At 63.3% G+C, this 12,348-nt stretch carries 13 protein-coding genes; 2 read left to right on the top strand and 11 right to left on the bottom strand.

Translation table 11 applies throughout. The features are described 5' to 3' along the window. Positions 1-95: 95 nt before the first annotated feature. Complete coding sequence (gene dbpA / locus IGS55_RS12340) at positions 96-1,520, top strand: ATP-dependent RNA helicase DbpA (RefSeq protein ID WP_139092542.1); 1,425 nt, start codon at positions 96-98, stop codon at positions 1,518-1,520. Here dbpA and IGS55_RS12335 read toward each other — a convergent pair. From IGS55_RS12335 to IGS55_RS12320, 4 genes are all read right to left on the bottom strand, one after another. Continuing rightward, positions 1,507-2,058, bottom strand: a complete 552-nt coding sequence (locus tag IGS55_RS12335; protein WP_230518746.1) for a hypothetical protein — start codon at positions 2,056-2,058, stop codon at positions 1,507-1,509. The two genes, dbpA and IGS55_RS12335, sit on opposite strands and share 14 nt — an antisense overlap. After that, entirely contained in the window at positions 2,051-2,620 is a 570-nt protein-coding gene (locus IGS55_RS12330) for a hypothetical protein (protein ID WP_230518745.1), read from the bottom strand. The genes IGS55_RS12335 and IGS55_RS12330 overlap by 8 nt, the downstream gene beginning before the upstream one ends. A 42-nt stretch (positions 2,621-2,662) precedes the next feature. After that, a complete protein-coding gene (gene cysS / locus IGS55_RS12325; protein WP_230518744.1) occupies positions 2,663-4,045 on the bottom strand; it encodes a cysteine--tRNA ligase in 1,383 nt (460 codons plus the stop codon). A gap of 236 nt (positions 4,046-4,281) precedes the next feature. Then, on the bottom strand, positions 4,282-5,433 hold the full coding sequence (locus tag IGS55_RS12320) for an MFS transporter (protein WP_230518743.1): 1,152 nt from the start codon (positions 5,431-5,433) through the stop codon (positions 4,282-4,284). A gap of 217 nt (positions 5,434-5,650) precedes the next feature. On the opposite strand from IGS55_RS12320, the gene IGS55_RS12315 reads away from it, so the two are divergent. Next, positions 5,651-6,478 (top strand): AraC family transcriptional regulator, encoded by an 828-nt coding sequence (locus IGS55_RS12315; RefSeq protein WP_230518742.1) that lies wholly within the window; start codon positions 5,651-5,653, stop codon positions 6,476-6,478. A 221-nt stretch (positions 6,479-6,699) separates the two neighbouring features. On the opposite strand, the gene aqpZ is transcribed toward IGS55_RS12315, so the two are convergent. The 7 genes from aqpZ to earP form a co-directional block, all read right to left on the bottom strand. Beyond that, a complete protein-coding gene (gene aqpZ, locus IGS55_RS12310; RefSeq protein ID WP_070223703.1) occupies positions 6,700-7,389 on the bottom strand; it encodes an aquaporin Z in 690 nt (229 codons plus the stop codon). 214 nt (positions 7,390-7,603) lie between these two features. Beyond that, the gene (locus IGS55_RS12305; RefSeq protein WP_230518741.1) at positions 7,604-8,029 is read right to left on the bottom strand and encodes a GNAT family N-acetyltransferase; all 426 of its coding nucleotides are present in this window, start codon (positions 8,027-8,029) and stop codon (positions 7,604-7,606) included. Beyond that, on the bottom strand, positions 8,029-8,487 hold the full coding sequence (locus IGS55_RS12300) for an Ivy family c-type lysozyme inhibitor (protein WP_230518740.1): 459 nt from the start codon (positions 8,485-8,487) through the stop codon (positions 8,029-8,031). The genes IGS55_RS12305 and IGS55_RS12300 overlap by 1 nt, the downstream gene beginning before the upstream one ends. Positions 8,488-8,552: 65 nt before the next feature. Continuing rightward, positions 8,553-8,963, bottom strand: a complete 411-nt coding sequence (locus IGS55_RS12295) for a hypothetical protein (RefSeq protein WP_219329826.1) — start codon at positions 8,961-8,963, stop codon at positions 8,553-8,555. Between the two features lie 29 nt (positions 8,964-8,992). Beyond that, positions 8,993-10,054: an amidase family protein gene (locus IGS55_RS12290; RefSeq protein WP_230518739.1), complete on the bottom strand. Its 1,062-nt coding sequence runs from the start codon at positions 10,052-10,054 to the stop codon at positions 8,993-8,995. A 244-nt stretch (positions 10,055-10,298) separates the two neighbouring features. Then, positions 10,299-10,874, bottom strand: coding sequence for an elongation factor P (locus tag IGS55_RS12285; RefSeq protein WP_034758247.1), 576 nt, complete (start codon positions 10,872-10,874; stop codon positions 10,299-10,301). Positions 10,875-11,009: 135 nt separating this feature from the next. Beyond that, on the bottom strand, positions 11,010-12,179 hold the full coding sequence (gene earP, locus IGS55_RS12280) for an elongation factor P maturation arginine rhamnosyltransferase EarP (protein WP_230518738.1): 1,170 nt from the start codon (positions 12,177-12,179) through the stop codon (positions 11,010-11,012). Between the last annotated feature and the right edge of the window lie 169 nt (positions 12,180-12,348).

Raw genomic sequence — 12,348 nt, 5'->3', positions numbered from 1 at the left:
CGTTCGCCGCCGGCTTCCACACCACCATCCGCACAAGGGCGTAGAACGCCTGTAGACTGTGCCCATTCACCCGCTTTTTACCGGCTCCGCCCTTTATGAACACCACATCCGCCACCACTTCTTTTTCCAGCCTGCCGCTGACGCCCGCCTTTTTGGCCAACCTCGATTCGCTCGGCTACCACGAGATGACCACCATCCAGGCGCAAAGCCTGCCGGCGGTGCTCGATGGCCGCGACCTGATCGCCCAGGCGAAAACGGGCAGCGGCAAGACGGCCGCCTTCGGCATCGGCATCCTGCACAAGCTCAATCCGGCCTGGTTTGCCGTGCAGGGCCTGGTCCTGTGCCCCACGCGCGAACTGGCCGACCAGGTGGCCAATGAGCTGCGCCGCCTGGCCCGCGCGGCCGGCAACATCAAGATCCTGACCCTGACGGGCGGCGCGCCGATGCGCCCGCAAATCGCCTCGCTGGAACACGGCGCCCACATCGTCGTCGGCACGCCGGGCCGTTTGCGCGACCACCTGGGGCGCGGCACCATCAACCTGAACCACGTGCAGACCCTGGTGCTCGATGAAGCGGACCGCATGACGGACATGGGCTTTTACGAGGAAATCGCCGGCATCGTCAGCGCCTGCCCGGCGCGCCGCCAGACCCTGCTGTTCTCGGCCACGTACCCGGAAGACATCCGCCGCGCCACGGCGTCGTTCCTCGTCAATCCGCTGGAAGTGACGGTCGAAGCGCAGCACGACAACGACAAGATCGAGCAGCGCTTCTATGAAATCGGCTTCGACGAGCGCAATGGCGCCGTCGGCAAGCTGCTCAAGCACTTCAAGCCGGAATCGACCCTGGCCTTCTGCAACACCAAGGTGCATTGCCGCGAGCTGGCCGACGAACTGCGCCAGCAAGGCTTTTCCGCGCTGGCCCTGTATGGCGAACTGGAACAGCGCGAGCGCGATGAAATCCTCGTGCTGTTCGCCAACCGCAGCTGTTCCGTGCTGGTGGCCACCGACGTGGCCGCGCGCGGCCTCGATATTTCCGACCTGGGCGCCGTGATCAACGTCGACGTATCGAAGGACACGGAAGTGCACATCCACCGCATCGGCCGCACGGGCCGCGGCAGCAAGAAGGGCCTGGCCCTGTCGCTGTGCGCGCCGAACGAGAAAAAATGGGTCAAGCTGATCGAGCAATACCAGAACAGCGCCGCCGAATGGCACGACCTGAAGGAACTGGCGGAAGATGACGGTATGGAGGCGCTGCCGGCGCCGATGGTCACCCTGTGCATCATGGGCGGCAAGAAGGACAAGCTGCGCCCGGGCGACTTGCTGGGCGCGCTGACGGGCGACGCTGGCCTCACCAAGGAGCAGGTGGGCAAAATCAACGTATTCGAGTTCATGACCTACGTGGCGCTGGACCGCAAGGTGGCCGAAGCGGCCTTCAAGCGCCTGAACGCGGGCAATACCCTGGGCCGCGACTTCGGCAACATCAAGGGCCGCAGCTTCAAGATGCGCTTTATCGAAGCGTAAGCTGCTGCAATGCACGCAGGGCCGCCATGGTCCTGCGTCCCGGATAGTCGCCCCACACGGGGTAGCGCCCGCGGTGGTAGCAACTCCAGTAACTGATGCTGCGCCGCTCCAGCGTGTCCACATAGGCGGGGTTCTCCCGCAGGTAGCGCGCCAGCGCCGCCGCATTCCAGGCCGGCAGCGCCGCGCCAATTGCCTCGATAATCTCCAGCACGTATTCGCCGCACAGGTGCACGACGAAGGGCACCGTCCACGCCCGCTCCTGCAGCAGCAGCCGCCTTGCACACGCTTCGCGCACATGGCCGTCATGGTGGCGCGTGCCCAGGCACAGGGCGATCACGCCCGCGTCGCCTGCCAGCTTCATACAAGCCAACAATTGCTTGCTGTCGTAATACGTACGCACGGGGATGCGCAGCAGCCTGCCATCCTGATGCACGTCAAACGGTGCCGACGGTGCGTGTAGCTGGCCTGATGAAAGCACGGGCAGCAGCTGCGCCACAGTGCCTGCCAATGCGGCCGGAAAGGCATCCGCTTCAGCCATCGCGAGCTTCCTTGCACACCTTGCGCACGCCCAGCGCGGGCTTGTCGAGCTTTTCAAAGATCACATTCGAATACCATTCGGCAGGATCGCCTTCGGTAGGCTTGCCCAGCGAAATATAAAAGCCGCCATGCGTGAACAGGGCCGTGGTTTCCTTGCCCGGCCTGGCGGCTTGCAGGAAGGCGGGCCAGGCTGCCTTGTCCACCGGCGTGAAACGCGCGGCCAGCAGCGCCAGCAAGCGCGCATGCGTGGCCGGCGCATACGGGAACAGATACAGGTATTCGACCAGTTCACCGCCATCGGCCAGGCGCGTGACGGCGGATGTCGCTGCCTCCAGTTCACTGCCAAAACTGCACAGCACCCCGCCGCTGTAGGCGAAATCGATCACGGTCGCCGGCGCGCACGCCTGCCGTTCGCGGTCGATGCCGACGGGCGGCAGCGCGCGCACTTGCGCCAGCAACGCCTCGCCGGAGGTGGCAAGCGCGGGAAAGCCCGGACATTCGCTGGCCGCCCGGGCGGCAGAAAAGGCAAGGCAACAACTCAGTATCAGCAAACGGCGCTTCACGGCATCTCCAGTTTCATCAGGCGGCCATTATGCCGGACATCTTCACAAAGGCCGCGCCTGTTGCCCCTGCGGCGTATCGTCGATGTCATAGCCGGCCGCGCGCGCCAGTGCGCGCAAGCGGTCCGCCTCGGCCCACTGGCGCTGCGCGCGGGCAATGGCCCGTTCCGCCATCCACGCCTGCACGGGCTGCGGCACCTCTACCTGCGCCGGCTGCCAGGCCAGCAAGTCGAGCCCCAGGGCCGCATCGAAGCGGGCCATGGTGGCCTTTTTCACGGCGTCCGGCAGGCTGCTTTTCAGCAGTTCCCAGGCCACGGCCAGCGCGCGCGGAAAGTTCAGGTCATCGTTGACCTGCGCCGCAAAGCGCGCCAGCCATGCAGGATCAGGAGCGGCCTCACCCTGCGCTTCGCCAAGGCCATGCACGCTGACGCGCAGGCGCGCCAGGCCGCTGCTGGCGGCGCGCAACGCTTCGTCCGTGAAATTGAGGCTGCTGCGGTAGTGGGCGCCCAGGCACAGGTAGCGGTAGGCCAGCGGATCGATACCCTGCTCCACCAGGCTTTGCAGGCGTAAAAAGTCGCCCGACGATTTCGACATCTTCGCATCCTGTGTTTTCAGGAAGGCGCCATGCAGCCAGAAGTTGGCCAGGCGCGTGCCGTGGCGCGCTTCCGTTTGCGCGATCTCGTTGCTGTGGTGGACGGCCACGTGGTCTTCGCCGCCGCAATGGATGTCGAAGTACGTCCCAAGGTGCTTTTCCGCCATGGCCGAGCACTCGATATGCCAGCCGGGGAAACCCAGGCCCCACGGGCTGTCCCACTCCATCTGCCGCTGTCCCGGCACGCCGCTGAACTTCCACAGCGCGAAGTCGCAGATGTCGCGCTTTTCTCCGAGGTCCACCCTTTTCCCCGCCTGCAGGCCGTCGCGGTTCAGGCGCGCCAGTTTTCCATAGCTGTCCTGGCGCGTCGTGTCGAAATAGATGCCGTCGTCCGTGCGGTAGGTATAGCCCTTCGCTTCCAGGTCGAGGATGAAGGCGATCTGCTCGGCGATGTGGTCCGTGGCGCGGCACCAGACGGTGGGCGGCAGGATATTGAGCTGGCGCAGATCGTCCTCGAACGCGCGGGTAAATTCGAGGGCGATGTCCCAGGCCGACTTGCCGCTGCGGGCGCTGCGCGCCTCGATCTTGTCGTCGCCGCTGTCCGCATCCGACGTCAGATGACCGACGTCCGTGATGTTCATCACGTGGCGCACCTGCAAGCCGTTGAATTCGAGCGCGCGGCGCAAGCCGTCGACGAACAGATAGGTGCGCAGGTTGCCGATATGCGCGTAGTCGTAGACGGTGGGGCCGCAGGCGTACAGGCCCGCCTCGCCCGGGGCGATGGGTTCAAACGGGCGCAGGCTGCGCGCATAGGTATCGTACAGATGAAGTGTCATGCGGGGCTTTCATTAACGCTGCGGAAAAAGAAAATGGCCACAGGTTTTTCAACACTGTGGCCATCGAATGAGGAGTAAAACGTCAGCGGCGCGCAGCCGCATCCTCACGGGGCCAGGCGCACGGACACAGCGCAGCAGCGGCGCCGGATGCAGAAACTGGAGTGAGGGTGAAAGTGATCATGGGACGAATATCGCATGTACGCGGGCGGGCCGTCAAGCCCTCCCGCGTCACCCGCTTATTTTTTCGCCTGCTCGATCTGCGGCAGCAGCACCGTCAATATGCCCAGCAGCGGCAGGTAGGAGCAGATTTTGTACACATAGGCGATGCCGGAGATATCAGCCAGGTGCCCCATGGCGGCGGCCGCGATGCCGGAGACGCCAAACATCAGGCCAAAGAAAATCCCCGCGATCATGCCCACCTTGCCCGGCACCAGTTCCTGCGCGAAGACGACGATGGCGGAAAACGCGGATGAAATCACGAAGCCGATGATCACCGTCAGCACGGCCGTCCAGAACAGGTCGACATAGGGCAGCAGCAGGGTAAACGGCGCGGCGCCCAAGATGGAAATCCAGATCACGCGCTTGCGGCCGATGCGGTCGCCGATGGGGCCGCCCATGAAGGTGCCGGCCGCCACGGCGGCGAGGAACAGGAACAGGTAGAGCTGGGCATCGCCGAGCGACAGGTGGAACTTGTCGATCAGGTAAAACGTGTAGTAGCTCGACAGGCTGGCCATGTAGATGTACTTCGAAAACACCAGCAGGGCCAGCACGCCCAGCGCAGCCATCACCTTGTTGCGCGACAAGTTAGGTCCATGGCCGCCCGCCTTCGGCTTGAAGCTGGCCAGGTGGCCGCTATACCAGTGGCTGACCTTGTACAGCACGCCGATGGCCAGCACGGCAAGCAGGCCGAACCAGGCGATATTGCCGTGGCCACGGTTGACGATGACGGCGGCTGCCAGCAGCGGCCCCAGCGCGGAGCCGACATTGCCGCCCACCTGGAACAGCGACTGGGCAAAGCCGTAGCGTCCGCCCGAGGCCATGCGCGCCACGCGCGACGCTTCCGGGTGGAAGGTCGACGAGCCGACGCCGATCAGGCCCGAGGCGATCAGCAGGGTCGGGAAGGTCGAGACGATGGACAGCATCAGCACGCCGGCCAGGGTAAAGCACATGCCGACCGGCAGCAGGAATGGCAGCGGACGACGGTCCGTATACAAGCCGATCCATGGCTGCAGCAACGAGGCCGTGCACTGGAACGTCAGGGTTATGAGGCCGACCTGGGTAAAACTGAGTGAAAACTCGGCTTTCAGCATCGGATAAATCGACGGCAATAATGCCTGGATCAAGTCATTGAGCAAATGCACGAAGGCGACGGCGCCCAGGATGTGCATGGCCAGACCGGATTGTTGTTGGGAACTATGAAGCGAAGGAGCCGCCGGCACGGACTTGGCCAATGCTGGAGCAGTTGTGGTTGTGTGCATGTGTCATCCGCAATAATCGGGCTCGGCGGGCGGCCCGGCAAAGAAGCCAGTATAGTATGGCCACTGAACTGATAACTTCCAATAATCGTCGCCCAAGTGACAACCAAGTGACAATCCAACGACCAGCATGTACACCCAACCACTGATCCAGACTCACCCTGATGGGGTGCCGTTCAGCCGCAGCACCAGCTCGCACGATTACCAGCACGTGCCGCGCCCCGTGACGGCCATGTCCAGGCAATATGCGGCGGGCGACTATACGGCGCCGCACAGCCACGTGCGGGCGCAACTGCTGTATGCGACGGAAGGCGTGATGCGCGTGTCCACCGAGCATGGCGTCTGGATATTGCCGCCGCGGCGCGCCCTGCTGATTCCCGTGGGCGTCGTGCACGAAGTCCATATCTTGAGCGAACTGAGCATGCGCACCGTGTACATCGATGCGCAGGTGGCGGCCCGATATGGCGACGATTGCAAGGTGCTGGAAGTGAGCCGGCTGCTGCGCGAGCTGATCCTGGCCTTGCTGGCCGAACCGGTTGAATATGCACTGGCGGGGCGCGGCGACTGGCTGGCGCACCTGATCCTGTCGGAACTGGCGGCGGCCGATACCGTCCCCCTCGCCATCCCCTGGCCCCGCGACCGGCGCCTGGTGGCAGTCTGCTCGGCCATCATGGACGCCCCCGGCAGCCGGCGCAGCATCGAAGACTGGGCGCAGGACGCGGGCGCCAGCGCGCGCACCCTGATCCGCTTATTTCCCAAGGAAACGGGCTTGCATTACCGCCAATGGCTGCAGCAAGTCCACCTGGCCGAGGCCTTCTGCCGCCTGGACCGGGGCGAAGGCGTGGCGGCCATCGCCTATGCGCTGGGCTATGCCAGCCCCAGCGCCTTCAGCGCCATGTTCCGCCGCATCCTGGGCCGCACGCCGCAGCACTACCTGAGCGAATGGCGCGCCGCGTAGGTCGGCTTAGCGTGGCAACGCCGCGCGTAAGCCGACAAACTGCGTTGCCGGCAGTGTCGGCTTAGGCCCTCCGGGCCAAGCCGACCTACGACGATGCCTGCGCACCGGACAGGCGCCAATGACGGACGCCGCGTAGGTCGGCTTAGCGTGGCAACGCCGCGCGTAAGCCGACAAGCTGCGTTGCCGGCAGTGTCGGCTTAGGCCCTGCGGGCCAAGCCGTCCTACTCTTTTTCGCCGGCAATCAGGCGGTAGGCCAGCGCGCCCAGCAAGGCGCCGATGATCGGTGCCAGCCAGAACAGCCACAGCTGGCTCGTCGCCCAATCGCCCACGTACAGGGCCACGCCCGTGCTGCGGGCCGGGTTGACGGAGGTATTGGTGACGGGGATGCTGATCAGGTGGATCAGGGTCAGCGCCAGGCCGATCGGCAGCGGGGCGAAGCCGGCCGGCGCGCGCTTGTCGGTGGCGCCCAGGATGACGATCAGGAAGAACATCGTCAGCACGATTTCAATGACCAGCGCCGACAGCATCGAATAACCGCCCGGCGAATGAGCGCCGAAGCCGTTCGAGGCAAAGCCCTTGCTGACGTCGAAACCGGCCTGGCCACTGGCGATCACGTACAGTACGCCGCCGGCCACGATGGCGCCCAGTACTTGCGCGATGATGTAGGGCAACAGTTGGCTGGCGGGAAAGCGGCCGCCGGCCCACAGGCCGATCGAGACAGCGGGATTCAGATGGCAACCCGAGATGTGGCCGATGGCGTAAGCCATGGTCAGCACCGTCAAGCCAAACGCCAGCGCCACACCGGCAAAGCCGATACCAAGGCCGGGGAAGGCAGCTGCCAGCACGGCGCTGCCGCAACCGCCCAGTACCAGCCAGAACGTGCCGAGAAATTCGGCGCCATATTGTTTCATGATGTATTCCTTTACATTGTCGAAAAAACGTACCCAGGGGACGACCAGTCAGACCGCTCATTGAGCTCACCCTCACCGCGTGGCGATGGCAAGGCAAAACACCAGCAAAGTACGGCTGCGCAATCGCAGCAGAGCGCGCATAATGACATATTGTCATTATCAAGGCAATATTAATCTGATACGACAATATCAATAGTTTTTATGGAATCAACTATTATTTTGATAATTTTACTGGCGCCGGGCGGCGCATGTACTTTTGCGGTGCCTCCAACGGCGTAAAACCAAAGCCCGCATACAGGCCGTGCGCATCATCCGTCCCCAGCATCCAGGCGACATCGCGCAAGCGCTCATCGCCGAGCACGGCGGCCACCATCCGCTTGCAATATCCACGCCCCTGGTATGGCGGCAGCACAAACACGTCGCGCAGATAGGCGAAATCCGTGTAGTCGGTGATGACCCTGGCGAACGCCACTTGCTGGCCATCCACGTAGCCGCCAAAACACAGCGCGTTGGCGATGCCCTTGCGCACCGTTTCCAGCGCCACGCCACGTTTCCAGTATGACTGCTCGCTCAGGTAGCGGTGGATCATGGGCACGTCCAGCTCGTCGCGCTCGCTGGAAATGCGCAGTGGCGCGTGCATCAGTTCTTGTACAGCAGTTCGGCTTCGGCGATGCTGGGCTCGCCGAAATACACGGTGCGCAAGCCGCCCTTGGCATCGCTGCCCATGTACACGCCCGTCATGCTGCGCGCGGCCGGGTCGTACAGGATGGAATAGCGGTGGCCGCAATTGTGCGGTTCGCAGACACTGCTCAGCAGGCGCGCCTTGCCGTCGATCTCGACGGGCTTGAGCGGGCTGGCCACGCCATCGGGCACCCAGCGCTGCCGCTTCAGGCCCGCCTTTTTCAGGCCCACATTGAAAGCCTTGCGAAAGGCGTAGTCCGCCTTGTAGACGTCTGGGAAATACGGACAGGTATGGCCGCCGTCGCAGCTTTGCGCCTGCTCGATCAGCGACAGCCTGGGCGTACGCGCCTGCGCCGGCATGGCGGCCAGCGCCACGGCGGCGCCCAGGAACAGGGGCAAGAGCAAACGTGCGGACATGCAATCTCCTAAAAGCATCCAATAATGGGTGCAGCATAGCAGAATGGCATGCTTGTGCGCGCGCCTCAGGGAGAACAGCGGATGCCGACCACCCCGTTGACCTTGCCTTCCGGCCAGCCCGTCTCGCGCCAGCGGTACACGCCGGGCGCGACGATGATCAACTGCCATTCCACCAGCTTGCCAGCGGCATTGAGGCGGGTTTCATTGTCATAGCGTAACGTCAGGCTATGCTCCGTTTCCGCCACGACCGTCGCGGCAAAGCGGTTGGTTTCGCCCAGCTTGCTTTTCCACGTGCGGTCGTTGAAGATCGCCAGCCGCTGATGGTCGTCAGACAGCTGCATGCGCGTGAAGTGGCGTGCTTCTTCGCACACACTATTCGTATTCACGCTGTCGGACCAGCTGCCGGACAATTGCTCGGCATCGAAAGGAGTCGGGGTGGCGGCCACGGCGGCACTCAGCAGCAAGGTTGCAAGCATAATTTATCGAAAGAAAACGAAAGGAATCATCATGGTCGACGCAGCGCCAGGGTGATGCTCGATGGCAGTGCGGGCGTGCGCCGGTGCAAAGTCGCCTGCTCATAGGCATACGCCATCGCAATGAGCGGCTTCTCGCCGTGGGCAGGACCGATGAAGGACAAGCCGACCGGCAAGCCCCCGAGCGCGCCGGCAGGCACCGTGATGTGCGGCAAGTCGGACTGCGGCTGCGCTACGCCGTGGCAAGTCGGCCCCACCAGCGCATCGAGGCCATGCGAGCGCAGCAGCGTTTCAATGCCGCCCGGCCCGGGCGCGGGAGGCAATTCGATCAGTTCCGCGCCCTGCTCGCGCAGCACGTTCAGCGCCTGCTCGATCAGGGCATCGGTCCCGGCGCACACGCCGAACAGGCTGCGCGCCACGCCGATGCGGCGCCCCTGCAGGCCGGCGGCATCGAACACCATGCCATCGGCCAGGCGCTCGCCGCTCAAGGCGGCAAGCAGCCAGGCCGCCTCGCGCACGCTGGGCGCCATCGGTCCGGCAGTGGCTGGCTCACCGCCCTGCCCGCCAGCGGCCCTGCCCGTGGGTTTGATGGCGACCAGGCCGCAGTTTGAAGCAGGCGCGACGATGGAGCCGTCCGCCGCGCTGTCGACGGCCAGGATGGTGAGTCCGGCCCAGCTGGCACTGGCATGCGGCACGCTGACGGCCGCCCACTGGCGCAGATTGCTTTTGCCGATGATGACGGCGCCGGCCGCGCGCAAGCGCGCCGCCACGAAGGAATCGCAGCTGGCATGCGTGGCCAGGGGCGCCTGGGTGCGCGTCTTCATGCGGTCACCCGTGGCGATGTTGTCGCGCAAGACGACGGGGATGCCGTGCAAGGGGCCGCGCACCTTGTGCACCTGCCGCTCGCGGTCCATTTCCAGGGCAATTTTCAAGGCGTCGGGATTGATTTCAATGCCGGGATAGGCACGCGCGCCGATGCTGCACAGGGAGCGGATGCGGGCCAGGTATTGCGACGTCAGCGCATGCGAACTGAGTTTGCCTGCCTGCATCATCTGCTGTTGCGGCAAAACGCCGGCGTCGAGCAGATGGGCCATGGGACTGGCCGGCGCCGTGGCTCGGGCCAGTACGGGGCGCGACACGCTCCGGGACGCGCCACTGCGTAACATCTGACTGCGCTGCATCGTATCTCCAAGAAACTTCAATGTTTCTACCGCAATAATGTGCTAGCCATAGCATAGCAGTCCTTGCAAGCTAATAGTTATGATAAGGAATTATTTTCCAAGCAAAAAAAAACGCCGCCCGAAGGCAGCGTTTCTTGATGGTCCGGTACTGGAGAAATTAGTTGCGTACGACACGCTTGTATTCGTTGGTGCGGGTGTCGATTTCGATGACGTCGTCCTGTGCCACGAACAGCGGCACTTGCACGGTGTGGCGGTGCGCGTCGATGGCGTTTTCGATCTTGGCTTCTTTCAGGACGTTGCCAGAGGTATTGCCCTTGACCGCCGGCTCCGAGTACACCACTTGACGGGCGATGGTCGTAGGCAGTTCAACGGAGATAGCTTTGCCGTCGTAGAAAATGGCTTCGCATTCCATGCCATCTTTCAGGTAGTTCAGCGCTTCGCCCAGGTTTTCTTCTTCGATTTCGTACTGGTTGTACTCGGTGTCCATGAACACGAACAGCGGGTCGGCGAAGTACGAATACGTCACTGGCTTTTTATCCAGAACAACAACGTCGAACTTGTCGTCGCCGCGGAACACGTTTTCCATCGGGGTGTTCGTCAGAAGATTTTTCATCTTCCATTTGTAGGTGAAGCCCGTGCGGCTCGAACCGTTGACATCAGAACGCAACACGATCATTGGCTTGCTGTCGACCATGATGATATTGCCAACACGAATTTCTTTTGCGGGTTTCATAGGAATGTACGTAAAAAGTGGGTTGCATGAAGACCATCTGCCGCCTGTGCGCCATCAGCGCCGCAAGCTTGCGTTTGATCGGTTAAAAATACGTTAGAAATAACCGGGCATTTTACCTTAATTTTGGGCAAGCGCCTATCTCGTCGCGCCGGCGAACGCCAGCAAGTTACTTGCCAGATCGCCATTAGCCTGCATCTGCCGCTGCCAATCATGCGCGCGCGCCCGGATGCGCGGCAAATCGGCCTGCAATGCGGGCCACAGCTGGGCCCACGGCAAGGCGTCCGCGCTGGCGCCATTCCAGGCCAGCGCCGCCTGCACCAGGCTGTCGATGGGGCCGTCCGCATCCACGGCATAGCGCTGCAGGAAGGCGCGCAATTTCACGTGATGCAAGTTTTCATCCTGCAGATAGATATGCCAGAGAAACGGCTGGCCTGCCCATTGCGCGCGCACGAACGAATCTTCGCCACGCACCAGGTTCACGTCGCAAGCCCACAGCAGGCGGTCGTAATCGTCCTGCGGCACGAAAGGCAGCACGCGCACGGTAAGCGCGCCGCGCGTGCGCGCCGCCCCGACCACCGCCGCATCATCGCCGATAAACGCTTGAACGGCATCGAACGCGACGCCTTCCGGCACCAGGCACGTCACGGGTGCGCTGCCCGCCTGCCACGCCGCAAACAGCCCGGCGACGGGAGCGGATGGATAGCAGAACAGCGACACTTTCAAGTCGCGCATGTCCGCCGCCGTCACGCCGAACCGCCCGAGGAATGCCGCCATGGCGGGCGCATCGGACTGGAACGCCAGACGCCGCTCGTCGAGCGCCGCTTCGCGCAGCAAGCCACCCGTTTTATCCGTGAAGCCGGGGAAGAAGAAATGCTTGATCATGCCGTGGCGCGGCGACGTCAGCGCATGGCAGCCCTCGACCCACTCTTCCGCCGTCAACCCTTCCAGGTTCAGCCACACGGGCTGCGGCGCGCATTGCGCCATGGCGGCGATATAGCCGGGCGGAATGTCGCAGGCAAAGAATTCGATGACGATGTCGGCGATATCGGCCGGCGCAAACACGCCATCCTGGCCGCGCCAATGGCGTATCGTGACGCCGGAGACTTGCTGCGCTTCGGCTGCCACGTCGATCGCGGGGCTAATGCGCTGGAAGCTGACCAGATCATCTACCCACAGGGTGACGGCCACGCCGTGCTCGCCGCTCAACTGCCGCGCGAGGCGCCAGCAAATGCCGATATCGCCGTAGTTGTCGACGACTTTGCAGAAGATGGCGAGGGATGACGCGCGATCGGTAGCTAATGGCATATTCAAAGGAAAAGAGGAAAAGTGACATGGCAACCCATAACAAAAAAGCCGCACTGTTACCAGGCGGCTTTTTTGTTGGCTGATTCAGCCGGTCTGGCGTCCCCAAGGGGATTCGAACCCCTGTACTCACCGTGAAAGGGTGATGTCCTAGGCCTCTAGACGATGGGGA

Source organism: Janthinobacterium sp. EB271-G4-3-2 (genome assembly GCF_020858035.1).
Lineage (GTDB): Bacteria > Pseudomonadota > Gammaproteobacteria > Burkholderiales > Burkholderiaceae_D > Janthinobacterium > Janthinobacterium aestuarii.
Note: the sequence above shows the minus strand (reverse complement) of the source record. Positions and strands in the feature narration are given on the sequence as shown.

Excerpts from the sequence above, each read along its gene's own strand:
- dbpA (WP_139092542.1), top strand. The coding sequence starts at position 96 with ATGAACACCACATCCGCCACCACTTCTTTTTCCAGCCTGCCGCTGACG.
- cysS (WP_230518744.1), bottom strand. The coding sequence starts at position 4,045 with ATGACACTTCATCTGTACGATACCTATGCGCGCAGCCTGCGCCCGTTT.
- IGS55_RS12335 (WP_230518746.1), bottom strand. The coding sequence starts at position 2,058 with ATGGCTGAAGCGGATGCCTTTCCGGCCGCATTGGCAGGCACTGTGGCG.
- IGS55_RS12290 (WP_230518739.1), bottom strand. The coding sequence starts at position 10,054 with ATGGCCCATCTGCTCGACGCCGGCGTTTTGCCGCAACAGCAGATGATG.
- IGS55_RS12285 (WP_034758247.1), bottom strand. The coding sequence starts at position 10,874 with ATGAAACCCGCAAAAGAAATTCGTGTTGGCAATATCATCATGGTCGAC.
- earP (WP_230518738.1), bottom strand. The coding sequence starts at position 12,179 with ATGCCATTAGCTACCGATCGCGCGTCATCCCTCGCCATCTTCTGCAAA.
- aqpZ (WP_070223703.1), bottom strand. The coding sequence starts at position 7,389 with ATGAAACAATATGGCGCCGAATTTCTCGGCACGTTCTGGCTGGTACTG.
- IGS55_RS12305 (WP_230518741.1), bottom strand. The coding sequence starts at position 8,029 with ATGCACGCGCCACTGCGCATTTCCAGCGAGCGCGACGAGCTGGACGTG.
- IGS55_RS12300 (WP_230518740.1), bottom strand. The coding sequence starts at position 8,487 with ATGTCCGCACGTTTGCTCTTGCCCCTGTTCCTGGGCGCCGCCGTGGCG.
- IGS55_RS12315 (WP_230518742.1), top strand. The coding sequence starts at position 5,651 with ATGTACACCCAACCACTGATCCAGACTCACCCTGATGGGGTGCCGTTC.
- IGS55_RS12295 (WP_219329826.1), bottom strand. The coding sequence starts at position 8,963 with ATGCTTGCAACCTTGCTGCTGAGTGCCGCCGTGGCCGCCACCCCGACT.
- IGS55_RS12320 (WP_230518743.1), bottom strand. The coding sequence starts at position 5,433 with ATGCACATCCTGGGCGCCGTCGCCTTCGTGCATTTGCTCAATGACTTG.